This is a genomic window from Paenibacillus sp. sgz302191 (assembly GCF_057749925.1).
Map to the genome: position 1 here is coordinate 143,876 of NZ_JBYLHY010000011.1, position 20,094 is coordinate 163,969.

At 53.8% G+C, this 20,094-nt stretch carries 14 protein-coding genes; 13 read left to right on the plus strand and 1 reads right to left on the minus strand.

Going from position 1 to position 20,094, the window contains the following annotated elements; all coding sequences use genetic code 11:
- Positions 1-10 precede the first annotated feature (10 nt).
- The 11 genes from AC3G2T_RS17595 (at position 11) to AC3G2T_RS17645 (ending at position 14,833) form a co-directional block, all read left to right on the plus strand.
- Entirely contained in the window at positions 11-3,763 is a 3,753-nt protein-coding gene (locus AC3G2T_RS17595; RefSeq protein ID WP_488436358.1) for an SDR family NAD(P)-dependent oxidoreductase, read from the plus strand.
- Positions 3,756-5,987, plus strand: coding sequence for a type I polyketide synthase (locus AC3G2T_RS17600; protein ID WP_488436359.1), 2,232 nt, complete (start codon positions 3,756-3,758; stop codon positions 5,985-5,987). Before AC3G2T_RS17595 ends, AC3G2T_RS17600 begins: the two co-directional genes overlap by 8 nt.
- 9 nt (positions 5,988-5,996) lie before the next feature.
- On the plus strand, positions 5,997-7,004 hold the full coding sequence (locus tag AC3G2T_RS17605; RefSeq protein ID WP_488436360.1) for an ABC transporter ATP-binding protein: 1,008 nt from the start codon (positions 5,997-5,999) through the stop codon (positions 7,002-7,004).
- Positions 6,979-7,788: an ABC transporter permease gene (locus AC3G2T_RS17610; RefSeq protein ID WP_488436361.1), complete on the plus strand. Its 810-nt coding sequence runs from the start codon at positions 6,979-6,981 to the stop codon at positions 7,786-7,788. The genes AC3G2T_RS17605 and AC3G2T_RS17610 overlap by 26 nt, the downstream gene beginning before the upstream one ends.
- A gap of 5 nt (positions 7,789-7,793) precedes the next feature.
- Entirely contained in the window at positions 7,794-8,603 is an 810-nt protein-coding gene (locus tag AC3G2T_RS17615) for an ABC transporter permease (protein WP_474681209.1), read from the plus strand.
- 288 nt (positions 8,604-8,891) lie between these two features.
- Positions 8,892-9,536 carry a chromate transporter gene (locus AC3G2T_RS17620; protein ID WP_488436362.1) on the plus strand — a complete coding sequence of 215 codons (645 nt, stop codon included), beginning with the start codon at positions 8,892-8,894 and terminating at the stop codon, positions 9,534-9,536.
- 15 nt (positions 9,537-9,551) lie between these two features.
- On the plus strand, positions 9,552-10,088 hold the full coding sequence (locus AC3G2T_RS17625; RefSeq protein ID WP_474681207.1) for a chromate transporter: 537 nt from the start codon (positions 9,552-9,554) through the stop codon (positions 10,086-10,088).
- 25 nt (positions 10,089-10,113) lie between these two features.
- Entirely contained in the window at positions 10,114-11,106 is a 993-nt protein-coding gene (locus tag AC3G2T_RS17630) for a formylglycine-generating enzyme family protein (protein WP_474681206.1), read from the plus strand.
- Between the two features lie 72 nt (positions 11,107-11,178).
- Positions 11,179-12,654, plus strand: coding sequence for a sulfatase (locus AC3G2T_RS17635; protein ID WP_488436363.1), 1,476 nt, complete (start codon positions 11,179-11,181; stop codon positions 12,652-12,654).
- A gap of 85 nt (positions 12,655-12,739) precedes the next feature.
- Entirely contained in the window at positions 12,740-13,882 is a 1,143-nt protein-coding gene (locus AC3G2T_RS17640; RefSeq protein ID WP_488436364.1) for a glycerate kinase, read from the plus strand.
- Between the two features lie 231 nt (positions 13,883-14,113).
- The gene (locus AC3G2T_RS17645; protein ID WP_488436365.1) at positions 14,114-14,833 is read left to right on the plus strand and encodes a DUF4386 domain-containing protein; all 720 of its coding nucleotides are present in this window, start codon (positions 14,114-14,116) and stop codon (positions 14,831-14,833) included.
- An 8-nt stretch (positions 14,834-14,841) separates the two neighbouring features.
- Here the strand turns inward: AC3G2T_RS17645 and AC3G2T_RS17650 are convergent, their stop codons facing one another.
- Positions 14,842-15,426: a Crp/Fnr family transcriptional regulator gene (locus AC3G2T_RS17650; RefSeq protein ID WP_488436366.1), complete on the minus strand. Its 585-nt coding sequence runs from the start codon at positions 15,424-15,426 to the stop codon at positions 14,842-14,844.
- A 370-nt stretch (positions 15,427-15,796) separates the two neighbouring features.
- On the opposite strand from AC3G2T_RS17650, the gene AC3G2T_RS17655 reads away from it, so the two are divergent.
- Both AC3G2T_RS17655 and AC3G2T_RS17660 read left to right on the plus strand, forming a co-directional pair.
- A complete protein-coding gene (locus tag AC3G2T_RS17655) occupies positions 15,797-17,260 on the plus strand; it encodes a stalk domain-containing protein (RefSeq protein ID WP_488436367.1) in 1,464 nt (487 codons plus the stop codon).
- A gap of 154 nt (positions 17,261-17,414) precedes the next feature.
- Positions 17,415-19,712, plus strand: coding sequence for a helix-turn-helix domain-containing protein (locus AC3G2T_RS17660; RefSeq protein ID WP_488436368.1), 2,298 nt, complete (start codon positions 17,415-17,417; stop codon positions 19,710-19,712).
- Positions 19,713-20,094: the final 382 nt, after the last annotated feature.

Genomic DNA, 20,094 nt, shown 5'->3' on the forward strand with positions numbered 1-20,094 from the left:
AGAGTCGGACATGGCCAAAAAATTGATCGATCTCATGAAGCTTAAGCCTGAATCGGAAGCCCGGACGGAGACCGGCAATGAAATTGCGGTCATCGGAATCGGTCTCGATTTTCCGCGGGCGGGCGATGCAAGAACGTTCTGGGAGCAGCTTGCGGGCGGCGTCGGAGCGACCGGCAATCTCCCGTATTCCCGCAGGATGGAAGCCGAGAGGTATGCGAGATTCAAGCAAATGGACAAAAGCGAATGGCAGTTCATCAAACAGGGCTATCTCCGCTTCATCGACCGTTTCGATTACCGCTTTTTCGGCCTGTCCCCGCGCGAGGCGGAGCTGATGGACCCGCATCAGCGCCTGTTCCTGCAGACGGCGTGGCACGCCTTCGAAGACGCGGGTTACGACGACAAGCGCCTGAAGGGCAGCCGGACCGGCGTGTTCGTCGGCTACGATCACGAAGCGTACAGTTATACAAGCCGGGTGTTGGAGGTCGCTCCGGCGGCCTACAAGGAAGCCCATGTCGGCAACCTGGTGTCGATGATCCCTGGCCGGGTCTCGTACCATTTTGATTTAAAAGGTCCCGGCATGATCGTGAACACGTCCTGCTCCTCGTCGCTCGTCGCCGTTCATGCCGCTGTGCGCTCGATTTTGCGCGGCGAATGCGAAATGGCGCTGGCGGGAGGCGTCCGGCTCGATATTTTGCCTGTCGATTTGACCGGGAAGGTCGGCATCGAATCGTCGTTGGGCCTAACAAGAACGTTCGACGATAAAGCCGACGGCACCGTGACCGGAGAAGGCGTATGCGCGGTTGTCCTCAAGCCGCTGCGCCAGGCGCTGGAGGATCGCGATCCGGTATACGCGGTCATCAAAGGGAGCGCCGTCAATCAGGACGGCCATTCCATCGGCTTGACCGCTCCGAACGTGCTCGCGCAGGAGGAAGTGCTGGTCGAGGCTTGGCGGGACGCGGGAGTCGATCCCGAAACGATCGCCTATCTGGAAGCGCACGGAACCGGCACTAAGCTGGGCGATCCGATCGAAATCGAGGCGATTGGCAAGGCGTTTGCCCGGTTTACGGGCAGAAAACAATTTTGCGCCATCGGCTCGGTCAAGCCCAATATCGGCCATCTGATCGGCGCCGCGGGCCTGGCCGGATTCGTGCGCGCCGTTTACGCGCTCTACCTTCGGAGGCTTCCGCCGACGCTGCATTTTACGCGGCCGAACCGGAGCATCGCCTTTCAGGAATCGCCTGTGTATGTCAACGACATTCTCAGAGAGTGGACGTCAGACGGCACGCCGCGCAGGTGCGGCGTCAGCTCGTTCGGCTTTAGCGGCACGAACTGCCATATCGTGCTGGAGGAAGCGCCGGAAAGTGTCCCAAGCCCGCTTTCGGCCCCAGCGCTGCAGACGCATGCGCTCGCGCTCTCGGCCAAGTCCCCTGCCGTCCTGCGGCAGCGGGCCGGGCAAATGGCGTCCTGGCTGTCTCAACCGCGGCCGGAAAAGCTTGGCGACATCTGCTTTACGGCGAATGCCGCGAGAAGCCATTTTACCTGCCGGCTCGTGGTCGCCGGCCGAAGCCGGCGGGAAATCGCCGATGCGCTGAACGCGCTGCAGGAGAGCGATTTTCAGACGATCGTTCCCGGCGCGGGCCTCGCTAGAGGCGCGGATCTGCCGGAGGACGCAGGCGTCATGCGCCGGTTGTGCGCCGCGTACGCGCGTGGAGAAGAAGCGGATTGGCGGGAGCTGTACGCGGAAGACGCGCACGAGCGCGTCCGCTTGCCGCTCTATCCGTTCGAGCCGCTGCGGTGCTGGATCGATGGCCCGCTTGCCGCTCCGCTTCCGTTCTGGGAGCCCGGATGGGAACAAGCGCCATCGGATGCGCGGGAGCGGACGCCGGTCCGCAAGCGCTGTCTGGCCGTTCACGACGGCGGCGCGGCGGCCGCAAAGCTGGCAGACGCGATCCGGGCGGGAGCCGACTCGTTAGTGGAAGTTCTGCCCGGACGCGAGTTCGGCCGGGAAAGCGCAAGCGTGTTCCGGCTCGATTTTGCCGCGCCTGCGCTCGCGCCCGATTACGGCGCCTTGTTCGCTGCGGTTGATCCGGGAGAGCTCGATCAAATCGTCTTTGTTCATGGGCTGGAACCGCCCGATCTTCTGCCTGCGGCAAACCGGCTGGAAGCGAGCGTCAATGAAGGCTTGTTTCATTTGATCGGCTTGTGCAAAGCTCTCGCCGGGCACCGCGGGCTGGGCCCCGAGCTCGTCGTTGTGACTGCGCACAGCTATGCGATCAGCGGGCGGGAGGGCGGTTTGCTTCCGGGCAACCGGCTGCTTCATACGCTCGGGACGACGCTTCCGCTGGAGTCGCCGAATTTGCGTATTCGGATCGTCGATACGGACGCGCTCACTTCGCCCGACGCCTTAGCCGGCGAACTCGCAGCCGCGGCGGAGGCGGATTCTCCGCAAATTGTCGCGCTGCGCGGAGGAGAGCGATACGTCCGGGTGTGCCGTATCGCCAAAGACGCTCCGTCCGGCGAGCTGCCGCTGCGGGCCGGGGGCACCTACGTCATTACCGGAGGCGGAGGCGGCATCGGCCAGGAGATCGCCCAATTTTTGGCTGATCAAAAGCCGCTTCATATCGCCGTCATCAGCCGGCTGTCGGCGCCCGACGCGCAGACGCTGGATGAAATCCGGGGCGCCGGCTCCACGGTCTCGGTCCATTATGCGGATGCCGGCTCGCGCGACGAACTGCAAGCGGCGCTTGCGGATATCCGCAGCGGCTTCGGTCCGATCCGCGGCGTCATTCACTGCGCGGGCGTCACCCCGCAGCAGGGCGCGCTGTTCGATAAACAGCGGGGCGTCATCCGCGCGGCGCTTGCGGCGAAGCTTTTCGGGACGATGCATTTGGACGAACTGACGCAGGAGGACCCGCTTGACTTTTTTATCTGCAGCTCCAGCATTTCGGCTTTGGTCGGATTGCCCGGCGAGATCGAATACAGCATGTCCAACGCGTTTCTGGACGCGTTTTGCGAGGAGCGGAATCTTCGTCTCGGAGGGACGAAATGCATCAATTGGCCGGCATGGAACGAAACGGGAATGGCCGTGCTTTCCGGCTCCGATCTGTCCGGCGGCGTGCTCGATTCGGTTTCGAGCGCCGAAGGGATGGAAGCTTTCGAGCGCTTTCTCCGCTCCGGCCTCAGCCGCGCTATCATCGGCAAGCCGTCGAGAGGCGGCCAGCGGTTCGCTCTTCTCGTCACAGGCAGGATCGGGATTGCCGATTATTACGACCGGCGCGAGGAAAGCCGGGAAAGCGCGGCGAGCGATTCTTTTGCTGCGACGGACGATAAGCCGCAAATTGTTTTGCATGGCCATGATGCGGGCTATACGCCCACCGAGCGGCAGATCGCGCAAATTTGGCAGGAGGTGCTCGGATATTCCAGCTTCCATGTCGAGGATCAATTTTTCGATATCGGCGGCAATTCCATCATGATTATGAAAGTGCTGTCACTGGTGGAAGGGCATTTTCCGGGTACCGTGCAAATGTCCGACCTGTTCGCTTTTCCGACGATTGCCAAGCTTGCCCGCCTGATTGACGAGAACCGCCGTCCTACAGGGAATGCGCGTTTGCAGGAGAACGCAGGAGGCGTGAACAGCGGAGATGGCGAAGACGGCGAAGAACAAATCGAGGAGCTGATCGACCGTTTGACCAGCGGGAAAGTGACCGTATCGAAGGCGATGTCCTACTTGACGGACGAAGGGACAGGTGAAGGAAATGGATAGTCCGCTCGAATATGTGCTGGAGCAAATTGCCGCCGGGAAAATCGACAAGCAGGTCGGCGTCCAACTCGTCAAGCGGCTGCGCGCGCGGGATGCGGACCGGACCGCCCGGAGGAAGGAGGATGCGATCGCTGTGATCGGCATGTCCGTCCGCCTGCCGATGGCGGATCATTACGACGTTTTTTGGCGCCATTTGACGGAGGGGACGAGCTGCATTCGCGAGCTTCCCGCAGGCCGCAAAGCGCAGGCCGACCGTCTGACAGGCGGCGCTGTCCGCTACGCGCAAGCCGGTTATTTGAGCTCCATCGACGATTTCGATTATCCGTTCTTTCGATTGTCGCCCGGCGAAGCGAATCTGCTCGATCCGAACCAGCGCATTTTTTTGCAAACGGCTTGGGCGGCGCTGGAAGATGCGGGCTACGGCGGCAAAAAGCTGGCAGGCAGCCGGACCGGCGTGTTCATCGGCTACAACGCCTGGCCGACGTATGGCACGATATTGTCCAGGCTTCATCCCGACAAAATGGGGGTTGCGCTGCCCGGCAACATCGCGCCGATCATCGCCAGCCGTTTGAATCACCTCCTAGATTTGCAAGGTCCGAGCATGGCGATCGACACGACCTGCTCTTCGTCGCTGGTCGCCGTGCATACCGCTTGCCAAAGCCTGCTTAACGGAGAGTGCGATCAGGCGCTGGCCGGGGGCATCAAATTGAACATTTTGCCTGTCGACAAAGACTTCAGAATCGGCATCGAAACGAGCGGGGACGAAACCCGGACGTTCGACGACCGGGCGGACGGCACGTTATGGGGCGAGGGGGCGGCCGCCGTGCTGCTCAAGCCTTTAGCGCAGGCGGTGCGGGACCGCGACCATGTCTATGCGGTCATTAAAGGCAGCGCGCTCAATCATGACGGCAGCTCGATCGGGCTGACCGCGCCGAACGCGCTCGCGCAGGAGAAGCTGCTCGTCGACGCCTGGGAGCGGGCGGGCGTCAAGCCGGAAACGATTTCGTATATCGAGGCGCACGGCACCGGAACGAAGCTGGGCGATCCGATCGAAATCGACGGCATTACACGGGCGTTTCGCAGGTATACGAGCCGCAAGCAGTTTTGCGGGATCGGCTCGGTCAAAAGCAGCATCGGCCACCTGGACGGCGCGTCGGGCATCGTCAGCCTGGTGAAGGCCGCCTTGTGCCTGACGAATAAAAAACTCCCGCCGTCGTTATATTTCACGCGTCCGAACCGCAACATCCGGTTCGAAGATTCGCCGCTGTTCGTCAATGACCGGCTGCGCAACTGGGAGGCGGACGGATCGCCGCGGCGCTGCGGCGTCAGCTCGTTCGGCTTTAGCGGAACGAACTGCCACGTGGTGCTGGAAGAGGCGCCGGCCGCGCCGGATTCGGCTGCGGAGACGGCCTCGGACGCACCGGCGCTTATGGTGTTATCCGCGCGCGAGCGGCAGGCGCTGACGGACTATATCCGGCAAGTCCGGAATTGGCTCGTTTCCCGGCCGGACATACCGCTTGCCGATCTTTGCTTTGCGGCTAATGCGGGAAGAGACGCTTACGAGTACCGCTTCGCGCTCGCCGCGGGCGGCAGAGCGGAGATGATCCGGATCATGGACGGCATTGCCGACGGCGCGAAGCCGCTGGAAACCGGCGCGGCCGACTATGCGTACGGCGACGGCGCAAACGGCTGGAGGGAGCCCGTCCCTCCGTCACATGTCCGCGCGCTGACCGAGGAATGGACGCGCTCGGGCCGAACGGCGCTGCAAGTGCTCCGGCAGCTCGCCGCCGCCTTTGCCAGCGGCTCCGCGATACCGTGGAGCCGCTTCTATGAAGGGGAAACGAGGCGGCGGACGCCGTTTCCGACGTACCCGTTCCGCGCGTTTTCGTGCTGGATGGACATACCGGAGAGCTATTCCGATTCAGCCCGCCCCGCACAGAGCAAAGAGGCGGCAACCCATGCGGCGATCCATGCGGGGAGCCGCGAAGAGCTGGAGCGTCTGCTAACCGGCATTTGGAAAGAAGTGTTCAGCCTGGAGCAAATTTCTGTAACGGACGATTTTTATGAGCTTGGCGGCCATTCCATCGTTGCAGTCCATATGGAAGCTAAAATGAACGAAATCGGCATCATGGCCGATATGAACGTTTTTCAACAGTATCCGACTATCCAACTATTAGCTGCTCATTTGTCTGATGGCTATGCCGGCAGCATTCGACCGAAGGAGTGATAGATAACTATGCCGGCCATCCTCGTGAACGAGTTGTCCAAGGAATATACATATTATGAAAAAGAGACGGGCTTGCGCCATTCGTTGAAAAATTTATTGTCCCGCAAAAAGCTGATCCGCAAGTCGGTCCGCGGCATTTCATTTGAAGTCGGGGAAGGGGAGGTCGTCGGCCTCCTCGGACCGAACGGAGCGGGCAAAACGACGACGCTCAAAATGCTCTCCGGCATCCTTCACCCGACTTCAGGAACGGCGTCGGTGCTGGGATATACGCCATGGGAGCGGAAAAAAGCGTATAAAATGCAGTTTTCGATCGTCATGGGCCAAAAAAGCCAGCTGTGGTGGGATTTGCCGGCCAGCGAATCGCTGCTGCTGAATAAAAAGATTTATGAACTGAGCGACAAAACGTTTCAAAGCTCGCTCGATGAGCTGTCGGAACTGCTTGACGTGAAGGATTTGCTGAACGTCCAGGTGCGCCGGCTGTCGCTCGGCGAAAGGATGAAGATCGAGCTGATCGCATCGCTCATTCACCGGCCCAGAATCATGTTTCTCGATGAGCCGACCATCGGCCTCGATTTGATTTCGCAAAAAAATATTCGCGCTTTCATCAAATATTACAGCCAGCAAACGAAGACGACGATTTTGCTGACGAGCCACTACATGAACGATATCGAGGATTTGTGCAAACGGTCGATTATTATTAATCACGGCGCTATCGCGTACGACGGGGAGCTGGGTAAAATAAACCGGCTGATCGGGGAACGCAAGCGGATTCGCCTGCAATTCGCGGAACCGGTCTACGCGCATTCGCTGAGCCGTTACGGCGAGGTGATCGAGGCGGAAGATTACCATGTCGTTCTGGAGGTAGCCAAGGACGAGATGAGGACGATAACGAAAACGATATTGGATCTGCTGCCTGTCGTCGATTTCACGATCGAGGATTTATCGATCGAAGACGGGCTGGCCGAAATTTACAAGAAGGATCGTGATAGCCTTGAAATCAGCGGGCAAGTACGCTAAAAGCTTTGCTCTCGGCGTTCAAAACGCGATGGAATACCGCACCGATTTTTGGCTCAGTCTTGTCAGCGGCGTCTTTCCGCTCATGATCCAACTGTTCATGTGGAACGCGATTTTCACCAGTTCTTCGTCCGGGACGGTGTACGGTTATACGTATGACCAGATGATCGGCTATACGATTATGGCTGTAGCGGTCGGTAAGTTCGTATCGGCGGGGTTCGAATACGAAATCGCGAACGATATCAAAAGCGGCGGACTGAACAAATTCATCGTTCAGCCGATCAGCTACTTCTGGTACCGCATTTTTTGCTTTTACGGCAGCAAAACGGTTCAGCTTGCCGCTTTCGCCCTCATTGTCGCCGTTTTGCTGCTCGGCTTTGCCATGTTCGGGAATTTGCCGTTTAGCGGAGGCAAGCTCGCGCTGTTCGTGCCGTCCATATTGATGGCGGTTGTGCTCAACGGCATGATTTTTTATTTGCTCAGCCTTCTTGCCTTTTGGATGACTGAGGTTTGGGCCGTGTTTATCGGCTTCCAGCTGATGTCGAATATTTTGAGCGGCGGCGTGTTTCCGCTGGATGTGTTCGGCGCAACCGCGGGCCGCATCTTTGCATGGCTGCCGTTTCAGTATACGATCTATTTTCCGATCAACATTTGGAACGGAAAGCTGGGGACGGCCGAAATCGCGGCGGGTCTCGCGGTGCAGGCGGCCTGGGCGGTCGCTGCGACGCTTCTGGCTAACGGCATTTGGCGCTTCGGCTTAAAAAAATATGTGGCGATCGGAGGTTAGCGATCATGACGTTCATTCGCGAAGCCGGCAAATACTTGCAGATCTACGGGCTATTTATTAAAAATTGCCTGATCGCCCAAATGGAATACCGCCTCAATTTCGTCATCGGCATCGCTCAGGAATGCGCTTTTACGCTTGCGAAGCTGCTTTATGTGCTCCTGGTCTATCAGGTCGGGGTTAACATCAACGGTTTATCGCCCGATCAGGTGATGCTGTTTATTGGAACCTATATGATTATGACGGGCATTTATGTCATGTTTTTCATGGAAAATTTTTACCAGTTATCGGAGCATGTGCGAAGCGGCACGCTGGACATGTATTTGACCAAGCCCGTTTCCTTGCAGTTCATGGCGACGCTGCGGCGGATTAATTTCTCGTTCCCGATTCCGAACTTTGCGGCGGGCATTACGATGGTCGTCGTCGCCTGGCGCCGGCTTGAATTGGACGCGAGCGCGGCGATCATCGCCAAGTATGCGCTGTTTATCGCATGCGGGACGATTTTGATGTACGCGTTGTTTTTGCTGCCGCAGCTGCTCGCTTTTTTTATTATCAAAACGCAATCGGTGATCGAAATTTCCGATAAGCTGTGGGACTTCAACAATATGCCGATGGGTATTTACAGCAAATGGATTCAGCGGATCGGCACTTTTGTGCTCCCGATTTTCGTGATTACGAATTTTCCGGCCATGGCCGCGCTGCAAAAAATGGACGCCGGCGGCGCAGTCTGGGCCGTACTCGTTCCGTTTTTGGTTTTCATATTGACGCGGACGGTATGGAAATTTTGCTTGAGGCATTACAGCAGCGCGAGCAGCTAAAGCTTTTGACGGAACGATGTGCGAATTTTAGAGCCGGGGAGAAGCGGGGGGTATTAAGGACCGTTTCTTCGCGGCTTTTTGTTCGATAGGGGAAAATTAAAGACTATATTCCAAAATGACAAAAACATATAAATGTTATGGGGATTGAATGAATTGATAGGAGCTGAATTGCACTTATTTCATCTCTCTATTTGCGGTTTTAATAGAGTCTCCGAAAAAGATAATTCCAAAATGGAATAAAGTAAGCTATAATGAGAAAGGAGAGAATAAAAGACTAGGAGGACATTCATGATGAATGCGGCTCTGATCAAACAGCTTGGGCACATTTTCTGGACTTTTCTCAAAATTGGGCCTGCCACATTCGGCGGGGGTTATGCGATGATTCCGGTTATCGAGAGGGAAGTGGTGGGCAAACGGCAGTGGGTTTCCGAGAGCGAGATGTCCGACGTGCTGTCAATCGCGGGTTCCGCTCCGGGAGGCATCGGCGTCAACGCTTCGGCTTTTATCGGCTACAGGCTTGCCGGAATTCCGGGGGCGATAGCGGCGGTAACGGGCATAACCCTGCCTACTTTTCTTATCGCGTTCGCGCTTAGCCTCGTTTATGCGCAGATCGAGCATAACCCCAAAATTGCGGCGGCTTTGGAAGGAATCCATTTCGCCATTGTCGGCTTAATCGTCGTCGCCGCTTTTAAATTGGGAAAATCCGCCGTGTTCGACAAAACGACGTTTGCCGCCATGATCTGCACTGTCGTGCTGTTTCTGACGACTTCGATTCATCCCTTATTCGTGATCGGATTCGGTATATTCATCGGCATCATTTTTGTTAAAACGAAGGAAAAATTGGGGCTAGAGGTAAGACTGCAAAAAGAAGAACCGTTCGATTCCCCGTCAAGATTTACATATGCCGATTATTTTATCGCCGAAGGGATATAAGGAGCGGATGTCTGTATGCTATGGAGTTTGTTTATAACTTTTTTTAAAATCGGTTTTATGTCGTTCGGCGGCGGCTATGCGATGATTCCGGTCATTCAACTGGAAGTTTCGTCACACCATTGGCTGAGCGAAAAGGAGTTTGCCGATGCCGTGGCATTAGCCGGAATGGCGCCGGGCCCTATCGCAACGAACACAGCAACGCTGATCGGCTACAAAACGGCCGGCATAGCGGGCGCGATCATTTCTACGGCAGGAATCGTGCTTCCTTCCCTTATTTTGATGATTCTCATCACCGCCTTTTTTTATAAAATTCATCGCAACAAATGGGTCAGGTCTTCATTTTACGGCTTGCGTCCGATCATTACGGGCTTGATTGTTTTTGCCGCCATTCATTTTGGCTTTTCCGGGCTGAATTCGGGTCTCGTAACATGGAAAACTTTTTTTGGCGTTCTGATTGCGGGCGGTGTTATTATAGGAGTCATGAAATATAAAATGCACCCGATTGCGGTTATTTTACTGTCCGGGCTGCTGGGAATCGCATTCTTTCAATGACCTTTAGGAAAGTGAGAGGTTTCTTATGACGGATTCAATCAATAAGCCATCCTGCTGCTCCGCTTCCAGAAGCGAGGCCGCCATTTCGTTCGTCCCGTTCGGCAGCTCCAAAGCTGCGGAAGACAATCGGACTGCCGGAGCTGCCGACGCATCGCTTCCGGCCAAACAGGATATGATTTATTTGCCGGGCGGGGAGTTTTTGATGGGGACCGATGACCGGGAAGGATTTCCGTCCGATGGCGAAGGACCGGTCCGCGCAGTGACGGTGGGGCCCTTTTATATCGATCCTTGCACCGTGACCAATCAGGAATTTAAGCGCTTTACGGATGCTACGGGGTATGTGACGGAGGCCGAAAAGTTCGGCTGGTCGTTTGTTTTTCATCTATTTGTTTCCGAAGAAACGGCGAAGAAGGTCGTCAATTCCGTTCCGCAAACGCCCTGGTGGCTGCCGGTTGACGGCGCTTACTGGTTCCGCCCGGAAGGGCCGGATTCGGGCATCGAAGAACGGATGGACCACCCGGTCACTCACGTTTCCTGGAACGACGCCCAGGCTTACTGCCGGTGGGCGGGCAAACGCTTGCCGACGGAAGCGGAGTGGGAGTATGCCGCCAGGGGCGGGCTGGTTCAAAAACGATACCCTTGGGGCGATGAGCTCAAACCGAACGGCAAACATATGTGCAATATTTGGCAGGGCAAATTTCCCGTGAAAAACAATGCAAGCGACGGATATGCAGGAACCGCGCCGGTTCGCACCTATGAGCCTAACGGCTTCGGGTTGTATCAAGTATCCGGAAACGTATGGGAATGGTGTTCCGATTGGTTCAGTCCTGCCTACCATTTGAACGGGCCACGGGTCAATCCGGCCGGTCCTTCCCGGGGACAAAGCCGGGTGATGCGGGGAGGCTCCTATTTGTGCCATAAATCGTATTGCAACCGCTACCGGTTGGCTGCCCGCAGCCAAAATACGCCGGACAGCTCGACAGGCAATATGGGGTTCCGCTGTGCGGCCGACGCTTAAGGGACGATTGATGCAGCGCAGGCATCCCGGCGAGTTTCCGCAAGAAAGCAAGAGAAGGGGGAAATCACTGCTATGAAAGCAATCGTTATTTTGCTCGATACTTTGAATCGCCATATGCTGGACATCTATAACCGGCAACGTTGGGTCAAGACTCCGAACATCGCCAGGCTGTCGGAGAAGTGCGCAGTATTCGACAATCACTGGTCCGGATCGCTGCCCTGCATGCCGGCACGCAGAGACATGATGACGGGCAGGCTCGCTTTTTTGGAAAAAGGCTGGGGAGGAATCGAACCGTTTGACGTAACATTGCCGGAAACGCTGCGGAGCAAGGGCGTATTCTCGCACATGGTAACGGATCACTATCACTATTTTAAAACCGGAGGGGAAAACTACTGCCAGGCTTTCGACAGTTGGGATTTCCATCGCGGTCAGGAAGCCGACCCGTGGATTTCCCGAATAAAGTCTCCTCGGCCGCCTGCGGAGTATTACGGCAGATGGGATGCGCAGTATGAAAAAAATCGCGCCGCCTTCAAGCGGGAAGAAGACTTTCCCGGACCGCGGACAGTGCAAGCCGCCTGTGACTGGCTTGAGGACAACGGCGATGAGGACCGGTTCTTTTTGATGGTGGAGGCCTTCGACCCGCACGAGCCGTTCGATTGTCCGCAGCATTATTTGGACATGTATGCCGATGACTATGACGGGCCGCGGTTCGACTGGCCGAAGTATGCGCAGGCGGAGGAGCCGCCCGAAGCTATGGAACATTTGCGCAAGCGGTATGCCGCTAACTTGACGATGATCGACCATTGGCTCGGCAAGCTGCTGGATGTGATGGACCGGAAAAGCTTATGGGACGATACGCTGGTCATCCTAACGACAGATCACGGCTTTTTGCTCGGCGAGCACAATTGGACCGGAAAAAATATTATGCATGTGTACAACGAAATCGCCCACCTTCCCTTGATGATTCATCTGCCCGGTGGCGCTGCGAAGGAGACCCGCATTTCGGCTCTTACGCAAAATATCGATTTGATGCCGACCTTGCTCGATTATTTCGGCGTGGAGATCCCGTCTACAGTCAGAGGGCATTCCCTGCTCGGGCTTATTCGGGGGACGGAGCGGCGAATTCGCGACTTTGCCTTGTATGGAATGTTTGGCATGACCGTAAATATTACGGATGGAGCATACACCTATATGCGCGCGCCGGTTCGAAGCGATAACCACCCTTGTTACACGTATACCGCCATGCCGACCGCTTTTCGGAAATTTCTGGGCTCGCACAATCCCGCAAGCATTCGGACCGGCACCTTTTTGCCCTATACGGATTATCCGGTTTACCGCATTCCGTTCAGCGAGGAAGGAGTGCCATTTCAGATGGCCCGGCATGGGCAGGAATCTTTGTTGTTTCATATTGAATCGGATTATGAACAATTGGACCCCATACAGGATGAGGAGCTTAAAAAGCGGTATTCGGAGCATCTGATAAAAGCTATGGAAGACGTGCAATCGCCTGAAGAGCAGTATTTGAGATTGGGATTAAAAGACAAGTAACGGCCCATTATGATGGCGTTTTCATTGGTCAGTCTGGTTCGGATTCACGGAAAAGCGGATATATATCGTTGTTTGGAGTGATTTCATGAAAATTGTGGTTGCGCCAGATTCTTATAAAGGTTGTTTGAGCGCTATCGAAGTCGCTGCCTGTATGAAGGAAGGCATCTTGGGGGCGATGCCTGACGCCGAGGTGTTCACCGTCCCGATCGCCGACGGCGGGGAAGGAACGGTGCGCGCTCTCGTCAACGCGTCGGGCGGTTCCCTGCACCAAACGGAAGTGGCCGGACCGCTGGGAGACCCGGTGATGGCGGAGTTCGGCATTTTGGGCGACGGGCAGACGGCTGTCATCGAAATGGCGTCGGCATCGGGGCTGACGCTTGTGCCCAAGCACCGCTTGAACCCGCTGGCCGCGACGACGTACGGCACCGGACAGCTGATCCAAGCCGCACTCGACAAGCAGTGCCGCAAAATGATTATCGCCATCGGCGGCAGCGCGACGAATGACGGGGGCGCCGGCATGGCTCAAGCTCTCGGCGTCCGCTTCCTCGACGCCCAAGATCGCGAGATTTCGCCCGGCGGCGGTGAGTTGAGCGGCATCCAGCGCATCAACGTTTCCGGCATCGATCCGCGCACTCGGGACTGCGAATTCATTGTCGCCAGCGATGTGACCAATCCGTTGTGCGGCCCGCAGGGGGCTTCGGCCGTCTTCGGGCCGCAGAAGGGGGCGACCCCGGAGATGGTTCGAACGCTGGATCAGGGCTTATCGCATCTGGGCTCCTTGATTCTGGAACAGCTCGGCAAAGACGTCGCGGATGTGCCGGGCGCGGGCGCAGCGGGTGGCATGGGCGCCGGTTTGATGGCGTTCCTGTCCGCGAGAATGGCCCGCGGAATCGACATCGTGCTGGAAGCGATCGGGTTTGAGAAATGGGTGGAGCGGGCCGATCTTGTCATCACGGGCGAAGGACGCACCGACGGGCAGACCGCGTACGGTAAAACGGCTGCCGGAGTGGCGAAAGCGGCCAAAAAATACAATAAGCCGGTCATCTGCGTATCCGGGGGCGTCACTGGGGACGTCAAGCCGCTCTACGATCTCGGACTGGACGTCATTATCGGCGCGGTGCAAAATCCGATGCCGCTTGAAGAAGCGATGCGCGAGGCGCCCGCTCTGATCAGGCATGCGGTCGCCTCCGTAATGAAGACTTTGGCGATTCCGGCGAAGTACTGGTAAATCGCCCAAGAAGCCGGCCGCTGCACCCGGTGCCCGGCAAATCGCCGTCCTCCGGCATTGACGGAGTCATAACCACCGGCTTAGCCGGGCATCAATGCTGCGGTTCTTTAATCTCTTTTTCCAGCGAATTTTTACCGGATCATTATAATTGCTTTCTTGACTTAAGTTAATGACCAGTCGTAAACCTCCTCATATAATGAAAATCGACAATTCTATATAGGGGGTTATTTTATGACTAACTCGGTCAAAGAACTATCGTATCAGTGGAAATCCGCTTTAACTGCCGGCATTTCACTTGTCATCATGGCACTTGCCTCTTTTTTTTCCTATGGGTTTGTTCATGGAAGCCTTGTGGTACAAGGCAATCCGGCGGCTACATTTAACAGCATCGTGTCATCCAATAACCTTTTCAAAGCAGAAATTCTGGGTTGGGTCATCATTATGATTGCTGACATTGTGGTCGCCTGGGCTTTCCATGTGTTTCTACAGCCATTTAATAAAAGTCTTTCATTGCTCGGAGCATGGCTCCGTCTTATTTATGCGGCTATATTGGGAATGGCCATACTGAACTTGATATTTGTGCTGCTTCTCTCAAGACATATAACCTATTTGTCCTCATTTAATATCGAACAACTTCAAGCGCTTATGATGCTATTTCTCGATGCATTTGAATCTATTTGGTCGATTGGTTTGATCGTTTTCGGCTGGCATTTAATGATTGTGGGCTATCTGGCTTTCAAATCAGGCATCATTCCTAAAGTGATCGGCATTTTATTAGTTCTTGCTTCAATAGGTTATATTGTCGTTCACCTAAGCAAAACGTTTCTAGCACAATATGATGGGTTAATTTCAACCCTTAATCTTGTATTTAGCGTGCCAATGATTGCAGGAGAACTGGGCTTTGGGATATGGCTGCTGTTCAGAGGAGGAAAACTTCCCAAAAGCGCATAATAATTCCCCTAAAAATCGCTTGTATGAATTCGCTTCTTGATCCTGCTTAATGATTCCGGGGTAATACCGAGATAACTCGCCAATTGATGTTGGGGTACGCGATCGACTAGATGAGGCCTTTTTCGCAATAACGCTTTGTAACGTTCTTCAGGTGTAGATGCGATAAATGAAGCCAATTCATTTTGTACCTCACCCAGGTTTTCCTCTACCATCTTGCGTGTCATCGTTTCCAATTGCGAGTATTTGTTAAACATAGCATTTTCGGCATCAAGATCGCCAACAACCATTACACAGTCTTCCAGACAAGTTAATGAATACGGGGATGACTTATCTTGTTTATGATGATTGAAAATCGACACCGCTTGCTCTTCTGTGTAAAAATTGGATGTGACCTCTTTTCCCGTTTCATCTATCGAGTACTGCCTTACACATCCTTTCAATACAAAATAACATTGAGTGGGGACATCTCCTTGTCTAAGGAGCATTGTCCCTTTTTTGTATTCTTGGACTCGTATCTCATCAACGATCATCTGTTGTTCTTCTTCGTTCAGGGTTGTAAATCTGGTTAAATACTTCAAAAGTATGCTTTTCATTTTGCTTTCCTTTCGGCTCTTAATGAAACGGTTCGGTTAAATCATGTTATGTAGTTTCAACTTACCATACTATAGTATGTATGTTAAAGATCATAAAATTCTTTCCCGCTATCAAATTGCTGAAGAAGTTTGTCTGATTAATCGCACAAATCCCCTAAAAAATCAGCTTTTTTTCCACATATCGGCACAATTTTTGCTGTTTCAGCAGATATTTTGCGTTATAATGTTTAAAACATAGTAAAATTTACCCACTTCATAGTTTTAAGCAGAGGCTTATTAATTCTAAAGGAGCACATGCGCTTGACACTTTCAAAATGATCTTTGAAAGTTTTGGACATATATTTACTTTAGATGAAGGAAGGTTTTGTGAATGAAAACATTTTTTCAGCGCATTATCATGATGACAATGTCGATTACGCTGATGCTCGCGTCGTCATTGCCGGTTTTTGCCGATGAGCAGACCAAAAAGACGGAACAAAACATGGACATCGGGATTTTAATTAACGGCAGTATGCTGGTTCCCCTTCGCGATATTACGGATGCTTTGAATGCCAAGTTGACTTGGAACGGAGAGCAGCAGTCCATTACTCTGAACAGAGCAGGGTCTTCCGTGTTTATGAAAATCAACGATCCTGTTGTCCAAGTCAACGGCCAAACAAAAACCTTGGAAGTTTCGCCGCGAATAGAGGATGATCGAACTTTTGTGCCCTTGCGTTTAATCAGCGAGGCATTTGGCGCTAAAGTGGATTGGAACGGGGAAAAGCAGTACGCGACCGTTCAAACCGCCGATAAGACGCTGAACATTATGGGGTATCCTTATTTCGAATGGGAAGGCAATCATTTTGTTTATTCAGGTGATCTGGTGAATGGACTTCCACAGGGGCAGGGCACTGCCGTAAAAGGCACGTCCATCTACAACGATGTATGGTATGAGGGGCCTTGGAACCAAGGAAAGCCAGTAAATTTGCTTTCGGACGAATATAAAATCTATGTCAATGGAAACTATCTAAAATCCGACTATCCCCCGATCGTTCGCAACGATGTCATTTATATACCGCTGTGGGCGCTTCTCGGCAACTTGAAAATGTCCGCCAAACCAATTGGCGACGTTCTGCGAATCAATCACCCGAACCGGATTGTGTTGATAGGCTCCAACAGCAACCTGATAACCTATTTTGGAAGCGGTATGGAGTTGCATGAAGGCCGCATGGACTATCCGATTATTTCAGAGGAGTCCGTGCTTTATGTGCCGGTTTCATTTTTGTCCGAGTATTTGGACATCCAAGTTGCATGGGGAAAAGGTCATCGGATCGATCTTACAGCCGGAGACCTTACCAAGAATGCATCTTGGGGAGTTGACGGTAAAATCAACACGGCAGCCGAGAAATTGCAGACTGAAATTGCCGCAGAGAACTTATGGAAGAAATACGCCGACTCGCTATGGAGCAGCAGCACCCTGTCCTATCCCGGCGAAGAGAAATTCAATCAATATGAAAAATTATCTCTTATCAGCTACAGCGGATTAACCGCAACTTTAAGCAACGGAAGTAAAACGATCAAATTTAGTTTTTCTTCACTAGACGCCCTAACCTCGGGCTTTTACATCGAAGACCCTTTGGCCAAATTTGACTGGTCCAGCGATATAAAAGACGTGATCAGGCGGAAAAAGGTGCGCATCGGCATGACGCAGGAGCAAGTTCTTATGTCCTGGGGAAAACCGGACAACGTCAATGTATACGGAAAAATGGAACAATGGGTTTACCGTTATGGCACAAGTTTCGGCGCTCAGTATTTATATTTTACCGACAACGTGCTCGATTCCATTCAAAGCTAATTGAGAAAAAAACAAGAACCTGCCTGTCAAGGCAGGTTTATTTGTATTTGCCGGAATCGGCCGCATTCGAATCTTATACACAACATTTTGCGCTGTGTGGTATGATGTGAATATCGAAAAATATATAATAATAAATAGATCAGGGGGGACAATCGTGCTTAAAAGTAAGCGCTTCCGAAATAATTGGATTTTGATTTTGATCATTTCCAGTATTCCCGGACTTATTATCGGTGGCCTGATTTATTGGCTGGCAGGTGACCGCCTTGATAACGAACTGCTTCAGATGCACAATAAACAGATTCAGCAAAGAGCCGCCAACATCAGCGAGCAGTTCGCCCATGTGGAAACTTCGGTCGTACATTGGGCCTTCGACCCCAATTTCAATTACTCGCTGTCCAATATAAGCTTGTCGCGCGATTTTGAAATTGCCCGCGATATTACGAAAGCGCTGTCGATTATGCATGGCTCCAACACGCTGGCCAAACAAACGGAGCTTTACTTGGAAGGCCCATCTCCCGTGCGGTTTAATCCGGAATACGAGGCGTTGACGGATGCTGCGCAGATTGCCAAGTACAGGCAGCTGCTTGCGAATAGCGACAAAGTGTTCTGGTTGCGGCAGCCGCAATCGGAGTCGGCGAATGAAGATTTATTTACGCTGGCGATCAAAATTCCCGAAACTGCGCCGAGTCCGTACGGGATCATGCTGGCCCGCCTCGATAGCTCGATGATCGCCGCCATGCTCCAGACGTTGACCCCTTATGACGAGGGAAGCACGTTTCTGCTGCAAGAAAATGGCGAGCAAATGTTTTCCATTGCGGGAAAAGAGCCGTCGGCGCAGCTTGATGAAGCGCTGAGACAGCAAATTGTCGCCGGCAAGGCGAAATCCGGCTCCTTCCTGTTCGACTGGAACCACACGACGTATACCGTCTCTTTCGGCACGATGTCGCGCATCAACACCGAATGGACGTACGTCTCCGCCTCGCCGATCAGCGCCATTACAAAACCGGTCGTCTTCATATCCCAGCTCATTTTGACTTTAAGCGTCGCGATGCTGCTGCTGGCATCCGTGTTATCCTGGCTCGCTTCGAAACGGATCTATTCTCCGATCGCGCAGCTAGTCAGCCTGCTGACGGGGACGACGGCTCCGTCCGTGCTGGGAAAAGAACACAATGACGATTTCAAGCTCATTGAGAAAGAATGGCTGCATTTGACCCGGGAAAGCAGGACGCTGCAAACGAAGCTGGAGCAGCAGCTTCCGCATCTTAAGGAAGGCTTCCTGCTGCAGCTCGTTCAAGGGTACCTTTATTCGTATTCCGAACAGGCGCTTTTGGAAAGAATGCGTAATTTCGGCTGGACGGTAGACCGCCGGCAATATGCCGTATTGTACATCCATTTGAGCGGTTTCAAAAATTTGGAAGGGCGCTTTTCGCCGGGGGATGAAGGGCTGATCACCTTCGCTGCCGCCAACATTACGATGGAGCTTGCCTCGAACCGTTTCGAGCAAGCGGAAGTCATCAACTTTCACGATTTATCCGTCGGTCTTATTATTTTCGTTCCGGAAGAAGCGGAGCAGCGGGAAACGGTCAGAACGTTCGGCCAGGAGCTGATGCAGGCGATTCATCATGTGCTCCAAATGTACGTGTCGATCGCGCTTGGAAGCCCGGCATTATCGATCGTTCATGTGCCTTCCCGGTTCGAGGAAGCGATGCAGGCTTCCGGCAGCCGCCGTTTTGAGAACCGGAATCTGCTGATCGATCTGGAATCGCCGGACGATAACGACCAGAAGCCGGACGAGATTCATTATCCGTTTGCGCTCGAAAGAGAAATTATTCATGCGCTTCGGACAGGTCAAGCCGCAGAAGCGAACCAGTTGATCCGGGCGTTCCTGGAGGAGCTGACCGAACGCGGCGCCAAAACGATTGATATCCGCCAAGGAGCGCTCCAGTTGCTTGGCAGCATTTTACACGCTGTTCGGCTCGCGGGTTTGAATCCAAACCGTATTTTCAACTCGTCCAATTTGTACGAACAGCTGATGCAAACCGGGGATCCGCAAAAGATGCGCGCGTGGTTCAGTGACAAAGTTGTCAGCCCGTATATCATAGAACTGGAATCGCGTTCCGACGCCCAGGTGAAAAAGACGGTAGAAACGGCGATGATTTATTTGCAAAACAATTTCATGAAAGATATATCGCTGGACAGCTGCGCCGATTACGCCGGAACGAACACGGTCGCTTTAAGCAAAGCGTTCAAGCAGGTTACCGGCAAAAACTTCATCGACTACTTGACTGAACTGCGCATTGAAAAAGCGAAGGAGCTTTTGCGGGACACGGATATGAAAATCAACGACATCGCCGAAAAATCCGGGTATCAGCCGAGCTACTTTAACCGGATCTTCAAAAAGCAGCAGGGCGCTACGCCCAGCCAATATCGGGAATTTCACCGCAACGCGTGAAAACAATGCCGCAACCGCCGCCTGTAACGGCGGTTTTTTTGGTTTGGGGCCCGGCCGGGATGCGGCTCGGCGGCCGGCGCAGCCGTTTGCGAAGCGGCCCGGCAGCTCGCCGGTCGGCAAAGCCTGCAAAAGTGCAGGCTTTTTCGCCGGATGCGGGCCGTTTTGAGGAAAAGCCTGCGATTGTGCAGGCTTTTAGCCGGATGCGGGCTGTTTTGAGGAAAAGCCTGCGATTGTGCAGGCTTTTCCTCTGAAACGGGGCTGAGCCCCGCTTTTTCGTGGCAAAGCCTGCACATTTGCAGGAATTTTTCGCTGCGGGCGTTTCAACGGGCAAAAAGATGTATTTTTGCAGGTTTTTCGCACGAGCGCTGCCCAGCCCCGTCTG